A 24147-nucleotide genomic window follows, 5' to 3' on the forward strand; every position below is an offset into this window, starting at 1 on the left:
AATTATCACCTCTTATCATGCAGGTATAGCGTCCGCTTTTCTCTCACAGTCTCACTGTTGTTAATTTTGTGCATCGCTGCGTTATCGTCAGGGCCAGAGATTATCCTCTTCGTGCAGCTCCACAACCGGGAAACCAGCCTTAACGGCTGGTTTTATGCCGATGATGAAGGTGATGGGCTATTACTGCCTGTCTGCGCTATATGCCACATTTTTCATTGCCCGCAGCGCGTCCAGTCGCTGACTGAGCGCCGTTTCAATATTCTGGTACGCCGTGCTGCCAAGTGGTAAGCGCAGCGGCGGGTTCGCAGCATCTGCCGCCGCGATTATCGCCGCCACGCATTTTCGCGCGTCGCCTTTAATCGCGAATTCGCCACGAGTAAGCGCGTTGCGCAGGTTCCCTGCGTCAGTGTCGTTATAGACGGGTAATGCATCGGCGATATCCAGCCCTGCTGCAAATGTTGTTGCGGTCGGCCCTGGCTCGACTAACAGAAAGTCGATGCCGAATGCCGCCACTTCCTGACGAACGGCTTCGACGAACCCCTCAATGCCCCACTTGGTCGCGTGATACACACTGAAATCGGGATAAGCTATCTGCCCGCCTTCGGAGGAGAGCTGCACAATACGGCCGCCGCTCTGTTGGCGCAGCAACGGAATTGCCGCGCGGATCAGCTGAATGGAACCGATAAGATTGGTGGCAATCTGGCGTTTAATTTGACTGTCGCTGAGCTCTTCCGCCGCGCCCAACAGTCCGTACCCCGCATTGCTCACCACAACATCAATCCTTCCGGCGTTGGCGAATGCCGCCTCAATAATGGGTTTGATTGTGTCGGTTTTGCTGATATCCAGCATGATGACCTGCAACTGCTCGCCATAGTGCGCGCGCATATCCTCCAGCGCGCCCTCACGCCGGACGCTTGCCACTACCCGGTCGCCACGGGCCAGCAGACTTTCACACATCAGGCGGCCGAGACCGCTCGATGCGCCGGTAATGAGCCAGGTTTTCATCGCTTTCATCTCCGTTTAGTGAACGAGTGTTCATCTTAAACCGCCTGATTGATGGCATAATCTCCCCAAACCGGCATGGGATGGTGGGGAAAATTAAACAATGAAACGCCCGTCCTGGAGTGAATTACTGGCGGTGAAAACCGTGGCCGAGCAGCGCAGTTTTCGGCGTGCGGCAGATGTCCTCGGTCTTAAACGCTCAACACTCAGCCATACCATCAAAGGGCTGGAGAACACGCTTGGCGTGCGGCTTTTTCATCGAACGACGCGAAGCGTGGCGCTGACCGAAACCGGTGAAAGGCTAATGCAACGCCTGGCGCCGCTGCTGATGCAAATGGATGAGCTGCTCAATGAGGTGACCACAAGCGATCATCAGCCCTACGGCACACTGCGTATTAGCGCGAGCGATGCCGCCATCAGCCTTCTGCTGGAAAAAATAGTGCCGGCTTTCATACAGCGCTATCCGGCCATTGAACTGGATTTCGTCGCCCAGGGTCAGTTAGTGGATATTGTTGATGAAGGGTTTGATGCGGGCATACGGCTCTTTGAAGACGTGCCAAAAGATATGGTGGCGATCCCCCTGAGTGGCCCGTTGCGCTTCGTAACGGTAGCATCGCCCGGTTACCTGGCATCAAGACCAGAAGTTCAGCATCCGCAGGATCTGATGCAGCACATCTGCTTACGCCAGCGGCTACCGAGCGGTAAACGGTATCACTGGGAATATGAGCAGCAGGGGCAGCGACTGGCGCTGGATGTACCGGGCTGCCTGACGCTCGACAGCAGTGCGCTAATGGCCGAGGCCGCCGCCGCCGGATTAGGCGTGGCCTATGTGCCGGAGCGCTACGTACAGCAGGCGCTTGCCGCACAACGACTGGTACGGCTGCTGGAAGCCTGGACTATCGCCTCACAGGGGCTTGCGCTCTATTTTTCGCACCATCGTCATATGCCGGTCGCGCTGCGGCTGTTCGTGGATGCCATTAAAGCCGCCCCGCCAGCCTGAATTACGCAGGCTCTCTTCATTCATCGTTACGTTTCAGGATGAAAGGGATAACATACGCAGGCGAGCTTATGTCCGTCCGGGTCTCTGAGATAAGCGACATAGAAATCTGGCCCGTAGGCTTCTCGTATGCCGGGGCGTCCTTCATCACTTCCGCCATGCCTGAGGCCGGCGGCATGGAATTCTCGGACCTGCGCGGCACTTGCCGCCCGGAATGAAAACATCGTGCCGTTACCCGCCGTTGCCTTCTGCTGGTTATACGGCTCACAAATGCAAAAACTGAAGCCGGTTTCAATGGGCTCTCCCCAGGTTGCCCAGCCTTCGGTCCAGGAAGGGAGACGAGACACGCCTAACACCTTAAAAATCGCGTCATAAAACGCGATCATACGGTCTGGATCGTGGGTTCCAATCGTCGTGTACATCAACATGTTTATATCCTGCCTTATGGGAGGCCGCGCCTGAGTATTTCAACGCCCCATTATCATCAACGGGCCTTTTTCAGCCAATAATAATTTCATCAGGGTATCACTCTTCACCCACTCCAATATATTTTGCTTTCAGCCATGCCTTATCGTCACTACAAAACCGTTAAGCTTTTTTTGATAAAATATATCCTTTTTTATGTGACCCAAATCACAAATTCAGAGACAGCAATAACCACAAAATAACCGCGTCAAAAACAAGGAAATTGCCATGTTTAACCTGCAGAGAATCGAACCCGCTTTTACGGATGATATTTATGGTTTCACCCAAAGCCTGCTTGCCTATATAAACGGCGACAGCGCTGATTTACCTTCAATGAGCATGCTTCATAAGATTGTTCAGCGCGCCTGGCACGAGCACTCGGCGGTCGATCAGAAAATAGCGCAGCATGCTTTATTTATTATCTACCAGAGCGTACTGTCTCATCCTTTATCAGCGCCCGCAGCGAAACAATACGACCACGTCGTGCTGGAAATTAAAAACGCTATCGAACAGCAGTGGATGGAGAATGAATTCGCCGGGCTGGAAATCCCGGATGACGTCAATACCTCACAACATTTCGGCGATTATTTAAAAACGGTCTGGCACGCGCATAATGCATCACATCATCCTCTTTTCGAGTTTCTTGAAAAAGATGCCTCTACCCAACAGCTTTATTATTTTTTTAAAAGCGACAGCGCCCTGAACTTAATTTTCTTTGACCTGGTGGCTTATACCCTTATCGGCTCGCAGCCGGAAACGCGCGGCACCATCAGCGAAAACCTGTGGGATGAGATAGGCCACGGCGATAACGTCTTCACGCACGTCAATCTCTATAAGGATGTTCTGGCGCGCCAGGATATTACCCTGCCCGGCAATCACTATATCGATATGTACGGCACGGAAGCGCTGGCCGGTCATAACGCGTTTATGCTGGGCTGCGTTAACCGCAAGCACTACTACAAACTGCTTGGCGTGATGGCGATGACGGAGGTGTTAGACCCTCCCCAGTATGCCAGACTGGTGAATGGCTGCCTGCGCCTCGGGCTTATCGATCGTGATGTGAAATACTATACCGAGCACATGACTATCGATATTAAACACGGTGACGACTGGCTTTATAACGTGATTGATGTGATAGCCAATCGCGACCCGGCGACCCGCAAAGAGTTTTATCTGGGCAGCTTATTACGCCTGCGAACCGCCGAGCGCTATTACGATCAGCTGATGCAAAAATTGCTCGCGCTGTGATGACGATACCGGCCCGGAGAACCTCTCCGGGTCTTTGTTTATGCTGAACGAGAGGTAATCCGTGGCCTATTTACTGCTCGCTCTCGCCGCCATTTTCTGGGGCGGAAATTATGTGGTGGGGCATATTCTGGTCCAGTATGTGGACCCTTACGGTTTAAGCCTTATTCGCTGGGGCGCGACCACCGCGTTAATGCTCGCGCTTTACTGGCGTCGGTTTTCAGTTGATTTCGCCGCGCTCAGGAAAAATCTCGGCATCAATACGCTGCTGTCCTTTCTGGGCCAGGTCAGCTTCCCGTTGAGCTTATATATCGGGCTTCAGTACACGACCTCCCTGAATGCCGCGATTTATATCTCCAGCACGCCGTGTCTTGTGCTGCTTATCAACCATTTTATTTTTCGCGAGCGCATTTCGGCGCGCAATATTATCGGCGTGATCGCCAGTACGGGCGGGGTGTTATATCTCGCGTTCTCCAGCGCAGGCGGCAGCGGCAATATCAAGACCTTTGGCTTAGGCGATGTGTTAACCATTATCTCCGCGCTGAGCTGGGCGTTTTACTGCGCGTTTTTACGCCTGAAAGACAAGACCGTGAAAAACACCTCGTTTGTCGCTTTCAGTTCGCTCGTCGGTACGATAATTCTGGTGCCGATGTTTCTTCTGCATGCCACTCTGGCACAGGATTATCGGGGCGTGATTTACACCCTTTCGCCTGCAGTTATTGCCGGTATTCTCTACCTGATTATTTTTCCGTCCTGGCTGTCGTATGTGTTCTGGAATAAAGGGGTGTCGCTGATTGGCACGACCCGCAGTGAAATCTACACCCATCTTATTCCCCTCTCCGGCGGCATCATGGGCATTGTGTTTTTAGGCAATGAACTCAGAAGCTATCACATCATCACCATGGTACTGATCGTCTTTGGCATCGTCTGCTGTTCGTATCGCAATGAAGCGAAAATCAGCCCCGGCGTGATGGAACGCTAATCACCCGCACGATCCCCGGCGTAACGCCGCCGACGTTTCTGGCGTGAGCGGGCGTGACGACGCGAATTCTCACTCTAACGTTGCCCGCACTCAAAACCAGCCTTTACGGCTGGTTTTCTCTGTCGAACGGCTATGAGCGTGGCGAACTACTTTATGTTGTGGGATACGCATCGTAATTCTCCTCAAATCGGTGTTGCGCCGGGGCGGCGCGTTTCAACGCTATACTTATTGTCAGTTTTTCATCAGGCGCGAGGGCGACATGCAACGCGAAACCGTCATCTCCCGCAGCCTGGCGTCGGTCGGGTATGACTGGGACAGCCGGGTGCTGGAAATCGCCTTTCATAACGGCGCGGTCTATCACTATCAGAACGTGCCGGAGCAGGTGTATCTCGCGCTGGGCCGCGCCCTGTCGAAGGGGCGTTATTTTCGCAAAGCCATCAAAGACCGCTTTCCTTACCAGCGCGTCGAATAACCGCTCAGCCGCTCGCGTTGAGTTCTTTAAGCAGCCCAAACGCCTGCTTCATACGATCCTCGCTCACCACAAACGCGCGCAGCGAGCCCTGTCCGTCCAGCCCACGCGCGACCAGGCCGCCGGGCGTGACGCGTATCTCCCAGTCCAGCTCGCGGTTAGCGGTGTCGCCCGCCAGGTGCAGCGGCATCAGCGGCGTTTTCACTTTCACCAGCATCGCAGGCAGCGTCAGGTTTTGCGCCGTGCCGCTGAGGTTTCTGGCAAGCGTCATGGCGCAAAGCTGCGCAGGCTGTAAGAACGGCAGCAGTCGTCCGCGGATCTCCGCACAGTCGCCGAGCGCGTAGATATCCGGGTGGCTGGTGGCGAGGCGGTCATCCACCACAATCCCCTGCCGGGTGACGAGACCCGCGCTTTGCGCGAGCGTCAGTTCCGGGCGCAGCCCGATGGCGCAGACCACCGCATCCACGCACAGCAGGTGCCCGTCGGTTAAGGTCGCCGCCAGCGTGTCGTGATGGCGCGCGAGCGAGGCAAGCCCCGTGCCGAGTCGCAGCGCTACGCCGTTTTGCGCCAGCACCGTTTGCAGGCGCGCGCTGATTTCCGGCACCAGTACTGACGAGAGCAGACTCGTACGGGTATCCACCAGCGTCACCTGTTTCCCGGCGCGGTTGAGATCCATCGCAAGCTCAGTGCCGATAAGCCCACCGCCCAGCAGCAGCACGCGTTTCGCGTCGCGCAAGGCCGCCTCGCAGCGCCGGTATTCCTGCTGGCTGTTGAGCGTGAACATCAGTTCCCTGCCCTCGACCTGCGGTAGTATCGCCTGCGCGCCGGTGGCGAGCACCAGCTGTCGCCAGGGGAAGGTTCCGGCAGTTGTCACCACGGTGCGCGCGGCGCTGTCGATCGCCGTGGCCTGGGTGAACGGATGCAGCAGAATGTTATTTTGCTCCGCCCACTCCCCCGCGGGCTGACGGGTGAGATCGTCCGCGCCCTGCCCGTTGGTGAAAACATGGCTGAGATCGGGCTTGTTGTAATCATCGCCGCTGTCCGCCGCGATAACCCGGACTGCGCGCGTGCTGTCCTGCTGGCGCAGGTGGCGCACCAGTTGGCGGGCGGCAAAGCCCGAGCCGATAACGATCAGATCCTGGGTCATGATTCAGCCCTCGTACACGTCAAAAACCGATTTGCCGATGCCGCATTCCGGGCAGAGGAAGCTTTCCGGCACGGCATCCCACGGCGTGCCCGGCGCGACATCCTGATTCGGCTCGCCTTGCGCCGGGTCGTATACCCACTGGCAGACGGTGCAGATCATGCATTGGCCTACGGGTTCGTCGGGTTCCTGAAACGCCACGCCGCTGTCGTCGGCGGGCGCGGTCACGGTCGCGACAGGCAGCGGTGAGAGCGCCCAGGCGCGCGCGATGTCGCGGCCATGCTCGCGGCACGCTTCCAGCGCGTCGAGGTCCGGTCGCCATTTGGCTTTCAGGCTTAGCGACATCTCAAACCCGGCGTCCTGTAAGCGAGTGGAGAGACGGTCTACCGCGCCGCCGCTCCAGCCGTGTGAGCCAAACGCGCTGGCGCGCTTGTTGCGAAAACGCAGCCCCGTCATCTCTTCCATCAGACCTGCGATTTTCGGCATCATCACATTGTTCATGGTTGAGGTGCCGACCAGCACGCCTTTGGAGCGAAACACATTGGTGAGGATTTCGTTTTTATCGCTGCGGGCGACGTTAAAGATTTTCACCGCCACGCGCGGGTCCACTTCCGCGATGCCCTGGGCGATAGCATCGGCCATCAGGCGGGTGTTGTTGGACATGGTGTCGTAGAAAATCGTGATGCGATCTTCCTGATAATCCGCCGCCCATTTGAGGTACAGCTCGACAATCTGCGTCGGGTTGTCGCGCCAGACCACGCCATGAGAGGTCGCAATCATCTCCACCGGCAGGTTAAAGCCGAGGATCTCGGTGATTTTCGGCGTCACCAGACGGCTGAACGGCGTCAGGATATTGGCGTAGTAGCGCTGGCACTGCTCGAACAGCTCGGCCTGGTCCACTTCGTCGTTGAAAAGATGTTCGTCGCAGTAGTGCTGGCCGAAGGCGTCATTACTGAACAGCACCGCGTCGCCGGTCATGTAGGTCATCATGCTGTCCGGCCAGTGCAGCATCGGGGTCTCGACGAATATCAGCTTTTTGCCGTTGCCGATATCCAGCGTGTCGCCGGTTTTCACCACGTGGAAATTCCATTCCGGGTGATGGTGATGGCCGTTGATGGAGTCGATGCCGTTCGCGGTGCAGTAAATCGGCGTATCGGGGATGCAGTTCATCAGCTCAGAGAGCGCGCCCGCGTGATCTTCTTCGGCGTGGTTGATAATGATGTAGTCGATATCGGCGAGATCGATTTCGCTTCTCAGGTTATTGACGAAATCGCGGCTGAATTTGTGGTCGACGGTGTCGATCAGCACGTTTTTCTCTTCGCGGATGAGGTAGCTGTTGTAGCTACTGCCTTTTAAGGTTTTGTATTCGGTGCCGTGAAAATCGCGCACTTCCCAGTCGCGCTGGCCCACCCAAAAAATCGTGTTTTTTACCTGAATGTTCATTAACGGTTCCTCTGCAATAAAGCGATATGCATGACGTATTGCAGTGTCCGTGCCAATTTTTATTCTATTGATTTTAAATGTTTTTTATTTTCATGATTGTCAAAAATACAATTGCGGGCTATTGTGATTTTGACACTCCATTGTGGAATTGACACCATGACGCTTTCCGCTCACGCGCTCGCCGCACTCGCCGTTGATATGCAAAACGGTCTGCCGGGGCGCGATCGTTTTAACCGCATGATTGCGAGTATCCATCACCTGCTGCGCTGCGACGCCACCGCCCTGCTGCGCTATGAAGACCGCCAGTTTCGCCCGCTGGCGACAGCGGGCCTCGCGCCGGACGTCATGGGCCGCCGCTTTAGCCTCGCCGCGCATCCGCGTCTTGAAGCCATCGCCCGCGCCGGCGATGTGGTGCGCTTTCCCGCCGACAGCGACCTGCCGGACCCTTACGACGGGCTGATCCCGGAGCGCCAGGAGCTGCACGTGCACGCCTGCGTGGGGATGCCGCTGTTCTCCGGGCAGACGCTTATCGGCGCGCTGACGCTCGACGGCATGCGCGCCACGCAGTTTGACGCCTACAGCGACGACGAACTGCGCGGCGTGGCAAGCCTTGCGGGCAGCGCGCTGCATAACGCGCTATTGATGGAGCAACTGGAGAAAACCGCCGCGCCGTTCAGCCGGGCGCTGGAGAACGTGCAGCCGGACGAGCGTCTGGAAATGATTGGCGAATCCGCGCCGATGCAGCAGCTGAAAAAAGAGATAACGCTGGTGGCGCCGTCGGATCTTAACGTGCTGGTACTTGGCGAAACCGGCGTCGGTAAAGAGCTGGTGGCGCGCGAGCTACACATGCAGTCCGCCCGCGCCGCAAGCCCGCTGGTCTACGTTAACTGCGCCGCCCTGCCGGAAAGCGTGGCGGAGAGCGAGCTGTTCGGCCATGTGAAAGGCGCGTTCACGGGCGCCATCCACGACCGGCGCGGCAAGTTTGAGCTCGCCGACAACGGCACGCTGTTTCTCGATGAAGTGGGCGAACTGCCGCTGACGCTCCAGGCGAAGCTGCTGCGCGCGCTGCAATATGGCGACGTGCAGCGCGTCGGCGAAGATAAACCACTGCGGGTGGATGTGCGCATCATCGCCGCCACCAACCGCGATTTGCGTGAAGCCGTCGCACAGGGTGGCTTTCGGGCCGATCTCTATCACCGCCTGAGCGTCTTTCCGCTGCATGTGCCGCCGCTTCGCGAGCGCGGCGAGGACATCCTGCTGCTGGCGGGCTTTTTCTGCGAAAAATGCCGCGTGAAATTTGGCCTCAAACGGGTCGCGCTGAGCCCGCAGGCGAGCGCCTGGCTGCTGGCGCAGCGCTGGCCAGGCAACATTCGCGAGCTGGAACATGCGCTCTACCGGGCGATTATCGTGGCACAGGCGGAGAGCCGTGGCCCGGAACTGCGGCTGCTGGCGCACCACTTCGCCCCCGGCGACGCTGCCCCCGCGCCTGTCGCGGCCCCGCAGCCTGCCGCGCCGCAGATAGAAAACCTCCAGCACGCCACGCGCCAGTTTCAGCGTGACTACATCCAGCGCGCGTTGCAGGTCGCCGGTGATAACTGGGCGGCCTGCGCCAGGCTTCTGGAAATGGACCCCGGCAACCTGCACCGGCTCGCGCGCAAGCTTGGCCTGAAATAACCCGCAAGGCTGGCGTTTTGCGGCCTTGCTCTGTACCATCGCCCGTCCCTGCCGTCCAAAAAGGGCGGCGCTGATAATAAAACACCTGCAAATACCTATGTCAGATACTCAAAACACAGCCCAGGCCATTCCTGAGCTCTCTGTCGCGCATGTGCTGCGCACGCCGCGCCTGCTGATGCGCGAATCGCTGGCGGGCATCCTGACCGCGCTGGCGCTGATCCCGGAGGTTATCTCCTTCTCGGTGATTGCGGGCGTCGACCCGAAAGTGAGCCTGGTGGCGTCGATTGTGCTGTGCTTCAGCATGTCGATTCTCGGCGGGCGCCCGGCTATGGTCACCGCCGCCGCAGGCTCGGTGGCGCTGGTCATCGGCCCGATGGTGCATCAGCACGGCGTCGGCTACATTCTGCCCGCGCTGGTGCTGGGCGGGATAATCCAAATCCTGTTCGGGCTGTTTGGCCTCGCACGCATGATGCGCTATATCCCGCGCTCAGTAATGACCGGCTTCGTTAACGCGCTCGGCATCCTGATATTTATGGCGCAGGTGCCGCACGTTTGGGGACAAAGCCCGATGGTCTGGTTGCTTTTCGCCGCCACGCTCGCCATCGTGCTGCTGCTGCCGCGCGTCACCAAAAGCGTGCCGTCGCCGCTGGTGGCCATTGTCGCGGTCACGGTCATCGCCTGGGCGTGTGGGCTGATGCCGCCGACCGTCGGCGATGAAGGCCCCATGACCCCAGGCCTGCCGGGCTTTAACTCGCTGCTGGTGCCGCTCAATCTGGAGACACTGCACATCGTCTGGCCATGCGCGCTGAGTATCGCGTTTGTCGGGCTGATGGAGTCGCTGCTGACCGCGCGTCTGGTCGATGACATCACGGATACCCCATCAAGCAAGCGCCGCGAATGCTGGGGGCTTGGCGTTGCCAATATTCTGAGCGGGTTTTATGGCGGCATTGGCGGCTGCGCGATGATCGGCCAGACGGTCGTGAACGTGGAGCTGGGCCGCGCCCGGTCGCGCTTTTCTACCCTCGCCGCCGCGCTGGTGCTGTTGCTGATGGTCACGGGGCTGAGCGCCGTGATGGCGCAAATTCCGATGGTGGTGCTGGCGGGCATTATGATGGTGGTCGCGGCGAAAACCCTGAACTGGCACAGCATCGCGCCGGCGACGCTCAAGCGGATGCCGGTGTCGGAGACACTGGTGATGGCGGTGACGGTTATCGCCACCGTCTGGACCGGCAACCTCGCCATTGGCGTTGCGGGCGGCGTACTGTTCGCGATGATGCTGTTCGCCCGCCGCGTCGCCCACGTGGTGCGCGCCGAGCGCGAGGTTATCGATAACGGCGCGGCGGTGCGCTACCGCGTGCGCGGCCCGCTGTTTTTCGCCAGCAGCAACGACCTCTACGAACATTTCCGCTATGCCGAAGACCCGGCGCGGGTGATCATCGATTTAACCCACGCGCAAATCTGGGACGCCTCGACCGTCGCAGCCCTGGATGCCATCGAAACGCATTACCAACGCTACAACGCGAAGGTGGAAATCGAAGGATTGGATATGCGCAGCCACGATTTCCATCAGCGGCTGAGCGGCAAGCTTTGACATAAAAAAACCACCGTCAGCGCGGTGGTTGTAAGGTAACGAAGTAAAAAAGCGGAAGAGAACTTCCGCTTTTTTTATGCGCGCCGATCAGCTGCCGGTGCGCGCCAGCACGTCGCGGCTCGCGAGCTCGCGCGCGTCGCCCGTGAGCTCCGAGAGCACGCCCTGGCGCATCTCCAGCAGACGATCGGCGTGGATGAAGTAGTGATCGTCATGGCTGATGGCGAACACGGTTTTGCCCATCTCCTTCATCAGCGGCAGCAGCACCTGATAAAACTCGCGGCGAAAATGCGGGTCCTGGTCGGCGGCCCATTCGTCGAGCAGAATGATGTCGCGCCCTTCCGCCAGCGCCAGCAGCAGCGCCACGCGTTTTTTCTGCCCTTTTGAGAGCTTGAGGTTAAGGATTTTGCCGTTCTCAAGCGTCAGCTTATGGTCCATTTTCAGGCGGTGCAGCCAGGTCTCGACAAGCGCCGGATCGGCCTCCTCGCCGCCGGGGCCGAGCAGTTTGTCGAACAGCCAGACGTCGGTAAACACCGCCGAGAAGTGCTGACGGTACGCGTCCATCTCGTCTGCGCCGAGCGGCTTGCCGTCTATCAGAATTTGGCCCGAAGCCGGCGTATACAGGCCGGTCAGCAGCATCGCGAGCGTCGATTTGCCGCTGCCGTTGCCGCCAATCAGGAACAGCAGTTCGCCGCGCTGAATAGTCAGATTAATCGGCCCGACGCTGAAGCTGCCGTCGTGGTAGGTGAACGTGACGTCACGCAGCTCCAGCGTCTGCCAGCCTGGGTGGCGCGCAGGGCGGCTGAACGCCGGGGTGTAAGGCGCGAGCTGGAACTGTTTGAGCTTATTAAACGCCACCTGGGCTGAGAGCAGCGTCGGCAGCGCGCCCATCGCCGAGAGCAGCGGCGTGCGCAGGAACAACAGCGCCAGCGAATAGGTCGCCGCGACCGTGGTATCGGCCCAGCCGAGGCCGTTGGCCATCCAGAACACCAGGCCAATCACGCCGAGCATCATGATATTCGACCAGTTAACCGCGCTCAGGTGGAAAGTGTCGGCGCGGATGATGTGCTGGCGGTAACGTTCGGCGTCTGGCTGGTAGATTTTGTCGAAAATGTATTCTGCGCGCTCGCGGTTGAGCGCCAGCTCCTTGCGCCCTTCCAGCACGGTCTGGAAATCGTCATACAGGCTGTCTTCCACCTCGCGAAGCGTGGCGAGATGTTTATAGACGCGCTGCACCAGCAGGTAGCCCGTCCAGAGCGTTACGGCAATCCACAGCGCGGTCACCAGGAGCATTTTCCCCGACAGCCAGCCGAGGTACGCGGCGCTGCCGAGCGTTAAAATCACGCCCTGCACCAGCTCCGGCAGGCGCACGAACGCGACGGTGATATTACGCACGTCGCTGGAAAGCCCCGCCAGCAGCGTGGCGCTGCCGAGCTTGTCTATCTGCCCGACCGGCGTATCCATGATGCGTTTAATAAATTCACCCCGCAGCCGGAACACAAAGTGGTGGCCAAGCGTGGTGAGCGCCAGCTGGGAGCCGAGCGTGATAGCCATCAGCAGCACCAGCAGGCCGAGAAACTCCGGCAGTACCGATACCGTGATATCGGCAGTTGCAATCAGGCGTTGATTAATAAAGGCGATAAGCCCGATGCCGAGCGCCGCGCTGGCGAGGCTCAGCAGGAGCACCAGAGAAAATGGCCAGCGATACTGGCGCCAGACAAGGCGCAGAAGTTCCATAAATAAGCACGACTCAGACGGTGAAAAACAGCGAGCAGTTTAAACGGCTCCGCGTTCACAGCAAGAATAATTCTTATTTTTATTTGCGCGCCTGGCGGAAGGTCAGGTTATAGCGATATTCCCCGGTGGCCGGGTGCTGGCCGGGCTTCAGCGGCTGGATGCCATGATAGAACAGCCGCGACGGCCCGCCCCAGACGACGACGTCGCCATGCTCCAGCAGCAGACGCTTGAGCGGATCGTTGCGTTTCAGGCCGCCGAACTGAAACACGGCGGGCAGACCAAGCGACACCGAGACAATCGGCGCGCGCAGATCGGGCTCGTCTTTATCCTGATGCAGCGATAGCTTCGCGCCCGGCGCGTAGCGGTTGATAAGACAGGCATCGGGAATGAAATCAGGGTAGCCCGCCGCCCGCGCGGCGCCGTCGCACAGCGCGCGAAAGGCATCAGGCATGGCGGGCCAGGGCGCGCCGGTTTGAGGATCGACCGGCGCGTACAAATACCCCTTAAGGTTGGTGCTCCAGCCCACGTCGCCGCAGTTGGTCATGGCAACAGACATGGTATAGCCGCCGGGCGTCACCATATGGCGAAACGGCGAGCGGGAAGCCACCGTTTCAATACCCGCCATTAACGCGGGCGCGCTGGCGAGCGCGAAGCGGCGCAGTACGACCGCGCCGTCGGCGAGCGGCTCCTCCCAGGGATCGGTATCGGCAAAGAGATCGAGCATCAGGTCTCCTGTTCACGTTCACGGGCCAGCAGCCGCGCCTTGCGGGCAGCGCCCCAGCGGTAGCCGGAGAGCGCGCCGTCGCGCCGCACCACCCGGTGACACGGCACCACTATCGCAAGCTTATTGGCCGCGCAGGCGCTGGCGACCGCGCGCACCGCCTGCGGGTTACCGGTGCGGGCCGCCAGCGCCTGATAGCTGATGGTGCTGCCGGGCGGCACGGTCTGCAACGCCTGCCAGACCCGCAGCTGAAACGCGGTGCCGCGTAAATCGAGCGGCAGCGCCAGCTCGCCCTGCGGCGCGTCTATCCATGCCACCACCTGCGCAACCTGGCCCGCGAAAGTCGCGTCGGGCGCGAGACGCTGCGCGTGCGGGAAAATCGCGGCCAGCTCGGCTTCAAGCGCCGCGTCATCATCCGCCAGCAGGACGGCGCAGAGCCCGCGTTCGCTTGCCGCCACCAGGCAGCGCCCGGCCTCGCAGGGCGCGATGGCGTAGCGGATCGCTATCTGTTCCCCGCCGCGGCGGTACTGCTGCGGGTGCATACCGAGCGCGCGGTCGGCCTCGCGGTAGAGCGCGCTGCCGGATGAAAATCCCGCCTCCCAGAGTGAATCGGTGACGCTCATCCCCTCACGCAGCGCCGCCTGGAGCTTTTGCGCGCGCAGGGCGTTTTGCCAGGCTTTCGGCGTCATACCTGTGACAGCTTTAAACTCGCGGTGAAAGTGATACGGGCTCATGGCGGCACTGTCGGCAAGTACGGCGAGCGTCAGCGGCGTCTCGCTCTGCGCCATCAGACGGCAGGCGGCCGCGATGCGCTGCGCTTTCTGCGCCTGCGGCGTGAGGCCTGCGGGCTGACAGCGTTTGCAGGGGCGAAACCCCGCGGTGCAGGCCGCTGCCGCATCCGGGTAGAAGCGGACATTGGCGCGCAGCGGACGGCGCGCGCGGCACGACGGACGGCAAAAGATGCCGGTCGTCACCACGGCGAAAACAAAAGCGTTATCGGCACGCGCATCGCGGTTTTCCACCGCCTGCCAGCGGGCGTGTTCACTGGTAAAATCAGCTACGTTCATGGCGCTCTCCTTCTTACAGGTTAGCGTGACTTTGCCCTGGGAGCCGCCTTTGGACACTCACGTTCTTGCTTTTTAATTTTCGCGCTGCTCAAGGAAGGTTTTGAACTGCGGCGACATCCAGGTCGCGAAGCCGTCGCCCTCGCGGGTGATGAAGTAGACCGCAAGCTTCTCGCGCAGCGCCACGGCCCGCGCTTTTTCCGGGCCGAGCACCATCAGGCCAGTGTCCCAGGCGTCCGCCTCCAGCGCAGTCGGCGAAATCACCGTCACCGACACCAGCTTATGCGTAATCGGCCGCCCGGTCGCCGGGTCGATGACGTGCGACAGGCGTTTGCCGTCGAGTTCGTAATAATTGCGGTAGCTGCCGGAGGTGCTGATGCCGTGGCCGTTGATATCGACCACCGCCTGCACGGCGTTTTCCTGGTCAGTCGGCTTCTGGATCGCCACGCGCCACGGGTGGCCGCCAGGGTTCATGCCGCGGCTGGCGAGCGCGCCGCCGACCGACACCAGATAACGGCTGATGCCCTCTTCTTCCATCAGGCGCGCCAGATCGTCAGCGCCGTAACCTTCGCCCACGGTCGAGAGGTCAACAAAGAGATCGGGCAGATCTTTTTGCAGCCACTGCTGCCCGGCCCCGTTAATGACCTTAAGGTGCGACAGCCCGGTGCGCGCGCGGGCCGCGTCGATCTGCGCCCGGTCCGGGGTTTTCACCGGCTGTTTATCGGGCCCGAACCCCCAGAGATTGACGAGCGGCCCGACGGTGATATCCATCGCGTTGTCGGTTTTCGCGCCGACGCGCAGCGATTCCGTCACGATATCCGCCATCGCCTCGTTTACCGGCCAGGGCGCGGTGGTGCGCGCGTGATTAAAGCGCATCAGCGCCGAGTCGTTTTTCCATGTGGACAGCAGGCGGTCGTCGGCGTCGAGCCGCGCCTGGATTTTGTCACGCAGCGTTTGCGCGCGCGCGACGTCCACGCCCGCCAGGCTGACGCGCCACGTCGTTCCCATCGTTTTGCCCTCCAGCACCAGCGCCTGCGGGGCGGATGTCGGGGCGTTGTCACATCCGGCGACGGTCAAAGCGGCGGCCAGCAGCACGGCACGGTTACCGAATAATTTCACGCGTTTCTCCTCTGTAGCGGCGGCCCAAGGTTACCTTATTTTCACCAGACATAAAAAAAGGAGCCCGCAGGCTCCTTTCGCACATCCCGGGGGGGATTAGAACTGGTAAACCAGGCCTACCGCTACGATGTCATCGGTACCGATGCCAGCCGCGCGGGTGAACTTGTTGTCATCCAGCAGGTTGATTTTGTAATCAACGAAGGTGGACATGTTTTTGTTGAAGTAGTAAGTCGCGCCAACGTCAACGTATTTCAGGATGTCCTGGTCGCCGTAAGAAACGCCGGTCCCTTTGCTGGCAATGTCTTTACCGCGAGACTGCAGGTACGCCACGGACGGACGCAGGCCGAAGTCGAACTGGTACTGTGCAACCACTTCGAAGTTTTGCGCTTTGTCAGCGAAACCGTAGATGTCGCTCGGATCGCTACCATTAGAGGTACCGAAACGGGTCGCGTTGTAGGTCTGAGAGTACTGCGCCGCCAGGTAGATGTTGTTCGCATCGTATTTCAGGCCGCCGGAGTAAACTTCTGCGTGGTCGCCTTCGCCGTAAACGCCTGCGCTGTTCTGGTCAGCAGTACGTTTAGAAGAAGCCATCGCACCGCCGACGCTGAAGCCTTCGCCCAGATCGTAGGTCAGAGACATGCCGTAGCCGTCGCCGTTCTGTTTCAGCAGGCTGCGACCGCCGGTAGCGTCGTTCTCGCCAGATACGCTGCCGTTTTTACCCTGGTACTGCAGAGCGAAGTTCAGGCCGTCAACCAGACCGAAGAAGTCGGTGTTGCGGTAAGTCGCGATGCCGTTACCACGAGACTGCAGGAAGTTGTCCGCACCGTAGGTGTCGCCGCCGAATTCCGGCAGAACGTCGGTCCAGGAGGTCACATCATAGATAACGCCGTAGTTACGACCGTAGTCGAAAGAACCTGCGTCGCCGAATTTCAGACCTGCGAACGCCACACGGGTCCAGGACTGGTTGTCGCTTTCAGAGGTGTTGCCCTGGATCTGGTATTCCCACTGGCCGTAACCGGTGATCTGATCGTTTACCTGGGTTTCGCCTTTGAAGCCGATACGCATGTAGGTCTGATCGCCATCATTGCTGTTGTCGTCAGAGAAGTAGTGCTCAGCGTCAACTTTACCGAACAGATCTAATTTATTGCCGTCTTTATTATAGATTTCTGCCGCGTTTACGCTGCCTGCAACCAGCAGCGCCGGTACCAGCAGGGAGAGAACTTTAACTTTCATTATATTAACCCTCTGTTATATGCCTTTATATACTTATTATTGCCACTGCTCACTAATTCTCTGAACTAGTGGGCGAATCCATTGTCCGAAACCGGAGCCGAATAATCCAACAGGAATATGATACGAAAACTTTTTAGGTGTTTCATAATGCCTACAAAATGTAACAATGTATTAATATGACGGAACTTTTTTCCGCACTAATCGCTAAATATATTCGCACAAATTATCAAGAAACCAGATATAGTCATTAAAAATCAACACGATAACCATTAGGATTTGTTACCGCACTGAATGCCAAAACCCAATGAGAAGAGTCCACTAGAATTACTCCCGCTATCATCATTAACTTTATTTATTACCGTCATTCATATCTGAATGTTCGTTTTACCCCTAATTACCGCCGGATGCTCGCATCCGGCATTTTTTTGCCTGAAATTTCAGGTTCAACTATTTCCGGGTAAATTAAAGTAAAGTTAACGACTATTAAATAATCATATTGCCGTTATTTTGTTCGTCTGCGAATAAAAAAGGCGATAATCCCCGCCGGGTTTTCCGGGCGCGGGCCCCCTTTCACACCCGCTGCGCCGCAGTTTCAGAGCGTTCTCACCATCTGGTAAATCATACGTTTCGCTTTATACTTCATTGTTTGCGATACTGTTAAAAGAAGACAGGTGTCGTCCCGACAAGCCCTGTGCTACGGGCGTTGCGCTTTCGTTCGCCGCGACGCCGCAGGACGAGAAGGCTAAAAAATGGATAGCTGCCGCCGGCGCAGCACGGTTCTTTTTTCTTTACACGGCGCAGGCCGGTGGATTACGCACAATAATGAGTCAGCCAGACGCAATGATCCCCAATAAATTTTCCCTTATGCCGGGCAGTATTACCCGTTTCTTCTTATTACTGATTGTGGTGCTTCTGGTGACGATGGGCGTGATGGTCCAGAGCGCCGTTAACGCCTGGTTGAAAGACAAAAGCTATCAGATAGTCGACATCACCCACGCGCTGCATAAACGCGTAGACACCTACCGTTACGCCACCTGGCAGATTTATGACAACATCGGCGCGAGCGCTGCCGGTCAGAGCGGCGAAGGGCTACAGGAGACGCGCCTGCGTCAGGATGTCTATTACCTTGAAAAACCGCACCGCAAAACCGAAGCGCTGATTTTCGGCTCGCACGACAGCTCCACGCTCGATATGACGCAGCGGATCTCAAGCTATCTCGATACGCTGTGGGGGGCCGAGAGCGCGCCCTGGTCGATGTATTATCTGAACGGCCAGGATAACAGCATGATCCTTATCTCGACGCTGCCGCTCAAAGATCTCTCCTCCGGCTTTAAAGAAAATTCGATTAACGCGATTGCCGATTCGCGCCGCGCCGAAATGCTCCAGCAGGCGAACGCCCTGGACGAGCGCGAAAGTTTCTCGCCGCTGCGCAAGCTCCCCTGGCAGAACGGCCACTATTTCACGCTGCGCACCACCTTTAACCAGCCGGGCCATCTCGCGACGGTCGTGGCGTTCGATATTCCGATTAACGATCTTATCCCGCCGGGAATGCCGCTGGAGAGCTTCCGCCTGGAGCCCGACAGCAGTCAGAGCGCGCTCACGGGTCAGGAAAAAGAAGACCCGGACAGCGTTAATATTAATTTCAACAGCACGCGCATTGAGATCTCCTCGGCGCTGACCAGCACCCAGCTGCGGCTTATCTGGGAAGTGCCGTTCGGGACGCTGCTGATGGAGACGCTGCAAAACATACTCCTGCCGCTGCTGCTGAATATCGGCCTGCTGGCGCTGGCGCTGTTTGGCTATACCACGTTCCGTCACCAGCCGAGCCGCCCGGTGGAGACCGCGACCAGCAACGTCAATAGCGCCGAGCTGCAAATGCTGCGCGCGCTCAATGATGAGATCCTGAGCGTCCTGCCGCTGGGCCTGCTGGTGCATGACCAGGAATCCAGCCGCACGATCATGAGCAATAAAATCGCCGATCACCTGCTGCCGCACCTGAATCTGCAAAACATCACCTCGATGGCGGACCAGCATCAGGGCATTATTCAGGCGACGGTCAATAACGAGCTCTACGAGATCCGGCTTTTCAGAAGCCAGGTCGTGCCGCGCACCCAGATTTTCATTATTCGCGATCAGGACCGCGAAATTCTGGTGAACAAAAAGCTCAAGCAGGCGCAGCGCCTGTATGAGAAAAACCAGCAGGGGCGCTCCGTATTTATGCAGAATATCGGCGCGGCGCTGAAAGACCCGACGCAACAGCTCGCCCGACAGGCGGCGGTGATTGACGCGCCGGAAAGCCAGGTGCTGGCCGAACAGGCCGAACGCATCGCCCGTCTGGTCGATGAAATTCAGCTGGTGAATCAGCTGGAAGCCGACTTCTGGCGCCCGACGCCGACCGATTTCACCATTCAGGAACTGATTGACGAAGTAGTGCCGGAAGTGCTGCCGGTTATCAAGCGAAAAGGCCTGCAACTGCTTATCAACAACCAGCTTGCCGCCAATGAAGAGCGCCACGGCGACCGCGAGGCGCTGCGCAAAGTCCTGCTGATGCTGCTGCACTATTCCGTGACGACAACGCAGATTGGTAAAATTACGCTGGAGATCATGGCCGAAGAAGGCGCGCGCGAGCGTCTGCTGTTCCGCGTGCTTGATACCGGCGAAGGCATCAGTAACAGCGAAATCGACAATCTGCATTTCCCGTTCCTTAACGACACCTCAACCGATCAGTTCGGCAAGGCCAATGGCCTCACCTTCTATCTGTGCAACCAGCTGGCGCGCCGCCTCGGCGGGCATCTGAATATCAAAGCCCGCAAAGAGCTTGGCACGCGCTATTCGCTGCATGTGACGATGCCGGTTGAGCCGATGGAAACCGAAGAGAGCGACGAGCGCCTGCTGGATGACGTTATCGCGATGATCGATATTACGTCTAACGAGGTGCGTAACGTGGTGGTGCGTCAGCTTGAACAGTGGGGCGCGTCCTGCATCACGCAGGATGAGAGATTATCGAGTCAAGAGTTTGATATATTTTTAACGGATAATCCGTCTAATCTTACTGCCAACGGCCTGCTTTTAAGCGATGATGAGGCCGGCGTACGACGCATCGGACCGGGACAGCTGCGCGTCAACTTTAATATTAGTCACGCCATGCAGGAAGCAGTGCTACAACTAATTGAAGAGCAACTGGCGCAGGAAGATATTCCTGAATCTCCAATGGGCGGCGATGAAAATGCGCAGCTTCATGCCAGCGGCTATTATGCGCTGTTCGTCGATACGGTACCGGATGATGTTCAGAGATTGTATACTGAATCGTCCGCCGGCGATTTCGCTGCGCTGGCGCAGACGGCGCACCGCCTGAAGGGCGTGTTCGCTATGCTGAATCTGGTTCCCGGCAAACAGTTATGTGAAACACTGGAGCATCTTATTCGCGAGAAGGATGCCACAGCCATAGAAAAATATATCAGCGACATTGACGTTTACGTCAAGAGCCTGCTGTAGCAAGGTAGCCTAATACATGAACAATATGAACGTAATTATTGCCGATGACCATCCGATTGTTCTGTTCGGCATTCGCAAATCTCTTGAACAAATCGAGTGGGTGAATGTTGTCGGTGAGTTCGAAGATTCCACAGCATTAATTAACAATCTGCCGAAGTTAGACGCGCACGTACTTATCACCGACCTCTCCATGCCGGGCGATAAATACGGCGACGGCATTACGCTTATTAAATACATTAAGCGTCATTTCCCGACCTTATCTATTATCGTGCTGACCATGAACAACAACCCGGCTATTCTGAGCGCCGTGTTGGATCTCGATATCGAAGGGATTGTTCTCAAGCAAGGCGCGCCGACCGACCTGCCGAAAGCGCTGGCTGCGCTGCAAAAAGGCAAGAAATTTACCCCGGAAAGCGTCTCCCGTCTGCTGGAGAAAATCAGCGCCGGCGGCTATGGCGATAAACGCCTGTCACCGAAAGAGAGCGAAGTGCTGCGCCTGTTCGCAGAAGGTTTCCTGGTGACCGAAATCGCCAAGAAACTGAACCGCAGCATCAAGACCATCAGTAGCCAGAAGAAATCGGCGATGATGAAGCTCGGCGTAGATAACGATATCGCGCTGCTGAACTACCTCTCCTCCGTCAGCCTGACGCCGGCGGATAAAGAGTAACGCCTTCGTCCCTGCCCTCGCGGCAGGGACATCTCGCTTTTCCCCACCCGTTTTTCCCACAACCGATTACCGCCGCTTACCAGTCACCGTTTCGTGTTGCTTATCAATGTTGCCCTTGCGTCTGCAAGCGCACCGCCACGGGTGACGATGCGCCCTCATGACACGCGCGCTTTGCGCACCCGGTCGGCATACACCGCCAGGGTCTGTTTCAGCACATCAAGCGTCACCGGTTTGGAGAGACAGCTGTCCATCCCCGACTCAAGACAGCGCTGCTTCTCTTCGGCGAGCGCGTTGGCGGTCACGCCTACGACCGGCAGCGTCAGGCCCAGCTGGCGAATGCGCTGCGTCAGGCGGTAACCGTCCATGTTCGGCATGTTGACGTCGCTTAACACGATATCGATATGGTTTTTGCTGAGCACATTGAGCGCATCCACGCCGTCATTGGCGGTGCGGCACTGATAGCCCAGCGTACCGAGCTGATCGGCAAGCAGGCGACGGTTAATCGGATGGTCATCCACCACCAGAATCATCATATCCTCGTTCTGTTCGGCGCTGGTTGACGCAGCCGGGAGCGTCGGTTCGCTGCCCGGCACTTCTACATTGATACTGTGAATACGGCCAAGCAGCGTCAGCAGTTCATGGGGTGCTGCGACACTATGCATCCAGACGCCAGGGCTGCGCTCCACCGGCATACCGATATGGCGGCGGCAGAAGAGGATCGCCGCCCTGCCCTGCCACGCGACGCAGTTTTCGTCGTCGGTTATCAAAATATCGTCTTTGTCCGGCGTTTCACCGTGGTGATTCTGCACGCGAATATTGTTGCGCGTCAGCATCCCTTGCAGGTATTCGCACAGTGAGGCGTTACGTACCGCCAGCCAGAAGCGTTTATTGGAAAGCCCGTCCACGTTCGCCTTCGGTGGCAGCTGCGCCTGCCACTGCGGAATACGGATAGTAAACTGGCTGCCCATGCCCGGCTCGGTATCTACCGAAATATCGCCGTCCATCATGTTGATCAGTTTTTCGCAAATCGCGAGGCCAAGCCCGGTGCCCTGGAAGTTGCGCTGCACGCCGGTGCCGACCTGGAAGAACGGATCAAACAGCCGCACCACTTCTTTTGCCGGAATGCCGACGCCGGTGTCGCGCACGCGGAAACAGAGATAATCGCCCTGAGTGCCGACATGCAAAATGATGCAGCCGATATCGGTAAACTTAATGGCGTTGCTAAGGAGGTTGGAAATGACCTGCTGCAGACGCATCGGGTCGCCCAGCAGCGTCATCGGCACGTCAGGCTCGATAAAGCAGTAAAGCCCGAGCTGTTTGCGCACGACCAGCGGCTGGTAGTTGGCGGTGATGTGGCTCATTACCTCGCGCGGCGAGAACTCGCGCGGTTCGATTTTCAGCTGCTCTGATTCGATTTTCGAGAAATCGAGGATGTCGCTGATGATTTTCAGCAGCAGGCTTGAGGAGTTATGCATCGCCGTCACGAGCCTGTCGACGCCTTTCGGCAGCTCCTGGGTCTGGAGCAGATCGAGGTTGCCGATAATGCCGTATAGCGGCGTGCGCAGCTCATGGCTGACGGTCGCGAGGAACATTGATTTCGACTGGCTCGCCTGCTCGGCCGCCTGGGCCATCTCCTGCAACGACTCTTCCATTTTCACACGCGCCGAAACATCCACCAGCACGCAGATCGCCACGTTTTCATTGCGATAGCGCGAGTGCACGAAGCTGATTTGCAGGTTGGTATTGTTGCTGGTGAGCACGTCGACGAAGTTCACCTGCTGGCCGCAGATGATCTGCGTCAGCCGCTGACGGTCTTCGTGCGTCAGCATATTCAGATAATTATGCGCAAGCTCGTTGGAAATAATATTGGTGCCGTCCTGGGTGCGCAGAATACAGATCCCGACCGGCGCCGACGCGACGATTTTCCGGTTGAACTGCTCATGCTCTTCAAGACGCTGGGCGTCGTTTTCCGCCGGAATGAAAATACGGCGCTCATACATGCGCGCCAGCGTAAACAGGACAATCCCCACCAGCACGTTCAGCAGCACGGCGTTAAGGATAAGCATCCGGATACGTTCCAGCACCAGATCGACCGGCACGGAATAGACGATGCTTAATGACGACGGCGGCAGGCTCTTTTTCAGGATGAGTTGTTTAAAGCCCGACGTATAGCCAAACCACGCACGCTCCTGCTCCCATTCGCCGTCGCGCTCAATCCGCGTCTCCGGGCCGGTCAGCGCAAACAGCGGACGGTCGTTTTCATCAAGGATGGTCACGCCCATCGGCATGCTGCCGGGCGTGAAGAAGTTTTCGATGCGGATGGTCTGCTCGATGCCAAGCAGCCCCTGCAGGCGGTTCGCGAGGTAGACTGGCGTCAGGGAATAGAAGTTGCCGACGCCGGGGCGCTGCCCCTGCGCGACCCAGAACAGGCTGTTGCCGCGTTCGTCCTGCGGCGCGTTGCGGTATTTCATGATGCGCTCATGCAGCGCCTCAAGCGTTTTATCACGCTCCAGCGGGATCTCCCGCAGGCCAAAATCCGCCATGCAGAGATTATCGGAGCCAATCAGAAACACGCGGTTTAAATCGTAGGCGGCGGAGAAGTTGTCGTGCCAGTAGCGCAAAAACCAGGAGAGCGACTGCAGCGAGCCGCGCCAGCTCGTGCCGAGCGTATTACAGTCAGAGTCGGTAAACAGCGGCACGAACGACGGCGAGTTGAGCGGGTCATTCTGCCCGCGCCCGTTTTTCAGCAGCGCGTCGATATTATCCAGACGGTTTTCCGCCACATACTTCAGCTCTTTCATGACGTCAGAGGTGCGCTGAATATAGCGCTGCGCCTGATCGTAGCTCAGGTTGAATTCCTGACGAATTTCCGACTCTTTTACGTGCAGCGCGTTAACGATGTAAAACACCGAAAACAGGGCGACAAGCAGCCAGAGCAGCAGCGCCAGCGCCCGGAAAAGATAACGCGACACTTTAAGCGTCGAGCGGAAAGAGACGAAGTATTTCAAAGGGGCACCAGCTAGCCGTGAGGTAAGAAAAAGGAATGCCGTTAAGGTAGCCGCAAAACCCTTGTGCCGCAACGGCAACAACGTTATCCGGCGA

General features: G+C 58.1%; 18 protein-coding genes. 8 read left to right on the plus strand and 10 right to left on the minus strand.

The window, feature by feature from the left end; all coding sequences use genetic code 11:
- Window positions 1-180 precede the first annotated feature (180 nt).
- On the minus strand, window positions 181-1005 hold the full coding sequence (locus AFK67_RS13930; protein WP_007734526.1) for an SDR family oxidoreductase: 825 nt from the start codon (window positions 1003-1005) through the stop codon (window positions 181-183).
- Window positions 1006-1105: 100 nt separating this feature from the next.
- Between AFK67_RS13930 and AFK67_RS13935 the strand changes: the two genes are divergently transcribed.
- Entirely contained in the window at window positions 1106-2002 is an 897-nt protein-coding gene (locus tag AFK67_RS13935; RefSeq protein WP_007734529.1) for a LysR family transcriptional regulator, read from the plus strand.
- 26 nt (window positions 2003-2028) lie between these two features.
- Here AFK67_RS13935 and AFK67_RS13940 read toward each other — a convergent pair whose 3' ends face one another.
- Complete coding sequence (locus AFK67_RS13940; RefSeq protein WP_032967715.1) at window positions 2029-2427, minus strand: VOC family protein; 399 nt, start codon at window positions 2425-2427, stop codon at window positions 2029-2031.
- A gap of 265 nt (window positions 2428-2692) precedes the next feature.
- On the opposite strand from AFK67_RS13940, the gene AFK67_RS13945 reads away from it, so the two are divergent.
- The 3 genes from AFK67_RS13945 (at window position 2693) to AFK67_RS13955 (ending at window position 5163) form a co-directional block, all read left to right on the plus strand.
- Window positions 2693-3712 carry an iron-containing redox enzyme family protein gene (locus AFK67_RS13945; RefSeq protein WP_007734532.1) on the plus strand — a complete coding sequence of 340 codons (1020 nt, stop codon included), beginning with the start codon at window positions 2693-2695 and terminating at the stop codon, window positions 3710-3712.
- Window positions 3713-3773: 61 nt separating this feature from the next.
- Window positions 3774-4691, plus strand: coding sequence for a DMT family transporter (locus tag AFK67_RS13950; RefSeq protein ID WP_007734535.1), 918 nt, complete (start codon window positions 3774-3776; stop codon window positions 4689-4691).
- A gap of 259 nt (window positions 4692-4950) precedes the next feature.
- A complete protein-coding gene (locus AFK67_RS13955) occupies window positions 4951-5163 on the plus strand; it encodes a KTSC domain-containing protein (RefSeq protein ID WP_007734538.1) in 213 nt (70 codons plus the stop codon).
- Between the two features lie 4 nt (window positions 5164-5167).
- On the opposite strand, the gene norW is transcribed toward AFK67_RS13955, so the two are convergent.
- Both norW and norV read right to left on the minus strand, forming a co-directional pair.
- A complete protein-coding gene (norW, locus tag AFK67_RS13960; protein WP_007734542.1) occupies window positions 5168-6307 on the minus strand; it encodes an NADH:flavorubredoxin reductase NorW in 1140 nt (379 codons plus the stop codon).
- A 3-nt stretch (window positions 6308-6310) separates the two neighbouring features.
- Window positions 6311-7747, minus strand: a complete 1437-nt coding sequence (gene norV / locus AFK67_RS13965; protein ID WP_007734544.1) for an anaerobic nitric oxide reductase flavorubredoxin — start codon at window positions 7745-7747, stop codon at window positions 6311-6313.
- A gap of 156 nt (window positions 7748-7903) precedes the next feature.
- Here norV and norR point away from each other — a divergent pair, with 156 nt between their 5' ends.
- Window positions 7904-9421: a nitric oxide reductase transcriptional regulator NorR gene (norR, locus tag AFK67_RS13970; protein ID WP_007734546.1), complete on the plus strand. Its 1518-nt coding sequence runs from the start codon at window positions 7904-7906 to the stop codon at window positions 9419-9421.
- 97 nt (window positions 9422-9518) lie between these two features.
- Window positions 9519-11012: a SulP family inorganic anion transporter gene (locus AFK67_RS13975; RefSeq protein WP_038883151.1), complete on the plus strand. Its 1494-nt coding sequence runs from the start codon at window positions 9519-9521 to the stop codon at window positions 11010-11012.
- Window positions 11013-11099: 87 nt separating this feature from the next.
- On the opposite strand, the gene AFK67_RS13980 is transcribed toward AFK67_RS13975, so the two are convergent.
- From AFK67_RS13980 to AFK67_RS14000, 5 genes are all read right to left on the minus strand, one after another.
- The gene (locus AFK67_RS13980) at window positions 11100-12746 is read right to left on the minus strand and encodes a multidrug ABC transporter permease/ATP-binding protein (RefSeq protein WP_038883148.1); all 1647 of its coding nucleotides are present in this window, start codon (window positions 12744-12746) and stop codon (window positions 11100-11102) included.
- Between the two features lie 79 nt (window positions 12747-12825).
- A complete protein-coding gene (gene alkB / locus AFK67_RS13985) occupies window positions 12826-13470 on the minus strand; it encodes a DNA oxidative demethylase AlkB (RefSeq protein WP_038883144.1) in 645 nt (214 codons plus the stop codon).
- Window positions 13470-14534 (minus strand): bifunctional DNA-binding transcriptional regulator/O6-methylguanine-DNA methyltransferase Ada, encoded by a 1065-nt coding sequence (gene ada, locus AFK67_RS13990; protein WP_007734555.1) that lies wholly within the window; start codon window positions 14532-14534, stop codon window positions 13470-13472. The genes alkB and ada overlap by 1 nt, the downstream gene beginning before the upstream one ends.
- Window positions 14535-14606: 72 nt before the next feature.
- Window positions 14607-15650 (minus strand): FAD:protein FMN transferase ApbE, encoded by a 1044-nt coding sequence (gene apbE, locus AFK67_RS13995; protein WP_007734557.1) that lies wholly within the window; start codon window positions 15648-15650, stop codon window positions 14607-14609.
- A 96-nt stretch (window positions 15651-15746) separates the two neighbouring features.
- On the minus strand, window positions 15747-16883 hold the full coding sequence (locus AFK67_RS14000; protein WP_007734560.1) for a porin OmpC: 1137 nt from the start codon (window positions 16881-16883) through the stop codon (window positions 15747-15749).
- An 840-nt stretch (window positions 16884-17723) separates the two neighbouring features.
- On the opposite strand from AFK67_RS14000, the gene rcsD reads away from it, so the two are divergent.
- Both rcsD and rcsB read left to right on the plus strand, forming a co-directional pair.
- The gene (rcsD, locus tag AFK67_RS14005; RefSeq protein WP_032967717.1) at window positions 17724-20378 is read left to right on the plus strand and encodes a phosphotransferase RcsD; all 2655 of its coding nucleotides are present in this window, start codon (window positions 17724-17726) and stop codon (window positions 20376-20378) included.
- A gap of 16 nt (window positions 20379-20394) precedes the next feature.
- Window positions 20395-21045, plus strand: coding sequence for a response regulator transcription factor RcsB (gene rcsB / locus AFK67_RS14010; protein ID WP_007676706.1), 651 nt, complete (start codon window positions 20395-20397; stop codon window positions 21043-21045).
- A 155-nt stretch (window positions 21046-21200) separates the two neighbouring features.
- On the opposite strand, the gene rcsC is transcribed toward rcsB, so the two are convergent.
- Window positions 21201-24053 (minus strand): two-component system sensor histidine kinase RcsC, encoded by a 2853-nt coding sequence (gene rcsC / locus AFK67_RS14015; RefSeq protein WP_038883141.1) that lies wholly within the window; start codon window positions 24051-24053, stop codon window positions 21201-21203.
- Between the last annotated feature and the right edge of the window lie 94 nt (window positions 24054-24147).

The sequence above is a fragment of the Cronobacter dublinensis subsp. dublinensis LMG 23823 genome (assembly GCF_001277235.1).
Taxonomy (GTDB): Bacteria; Pseudomonadota; Gammaproteobacteria; order Enterobacterales; family Enterobacteriaceae; genus Cronobacter; species Cronobacter dublinensis.

Coding starts and splice junctions, on each gene's coding strand:
- AFK67_RS13930 (WP_007734526.1), bottom strand. CDS start 1,005: ATGAAAACCTGGCTCATTACCGGCGCATCGAGCGGTCTCGGCCGCCTG.
- AFK67_RS13935 (WP_007734529.1), top strand. CDS start 1,106: ATGAAACGCCCGTCCTGGAGTGAATTACTGGCGGTGAAAACCGTGGCC.
- AFK67_RS13940 (WP_032967715.1), bottom strand. CDS start 2,427: ATGTTGATGTACACGACGATTGGAACCCACGATCCAGACCGTATGATC.
- AFK67_RS13945 (WP_007734532.1), top strand. CDS start 2,693: ATGTTTAACCTGCAGAGAATCGAACCCGCTTTTACGGATGATATTTAT.
- AFK67_RS13955 (WP_007734538.1), top strand. CDS start 4,951: ATGCAACGCGAAACCGTCATCTCCCGCAGCCTGGCGTCGGTCGGGTAT.
- norW (WP_007734542.1), bottom strand. CDS start 6,307: ATGACCCAGGATCTGATCGTTATCGGCTCGGGCTTTGCCGCCCGCCAA.
- norV (WP_007734544.1), bottom strand. CDS start 7,747: ATGAACATTCAGGTAAAAAACACGATTTTTTGGGTGGGCCAGCGCGAC.
- norR (WP_007734546.1), top strand. CDS start 7,904: ATGACGCTTTCCGCTCACGCGCTCGCCGCACTCGCCGTTGATATGCAA.
- AFK67_RS13975 (WP_038883151.1), top strand. CDS start 9,519: ATGTCAGATACTCAAAACACAGCCCAGGCCATTCCTGAGCTCTCTGTC.
- AFK67_RS13980 (WP_038883148.1), bottom strand. CDS start 12,746: ATGGAACTTCTGCGCCTTGTCTGGCGCCAGTATCGCTGGCCATTTTCT.
- alkB (WP_038883144.1), bottom strand. CDS start 13,470: ATGCTCGATCTCTTTGCCGATACCGATCCCTGGGAGGAGCCGCTCGCC.
- ada (WP_007734555.1), bottom strand. CDS start 14,534: ATGAACGTAGCTGATTTTACCAGTGAACACGCCCGCTGGCAGGCGGTG.
- AFK67_RS14000 (WP_007734560.1), bottom strand. CDS start 16,883: ATGAAAGTTAAAGTTCTCTCCCTGCTGGTACCGGCGCTGCTGGTTGCA.
- rcsD (WP_032967717.1), top strand. CDS start 17,724: ATGATCCCCAATAAATTTTCCCTTATGCCGGGCAGTATTACCCGTTTC.
- rcsB (WP_007676706.1), top strand. CDS start 20,395: ATGAACAATATGAACGTAATTATTGCCGATGACCATCCGATTGTTCTG.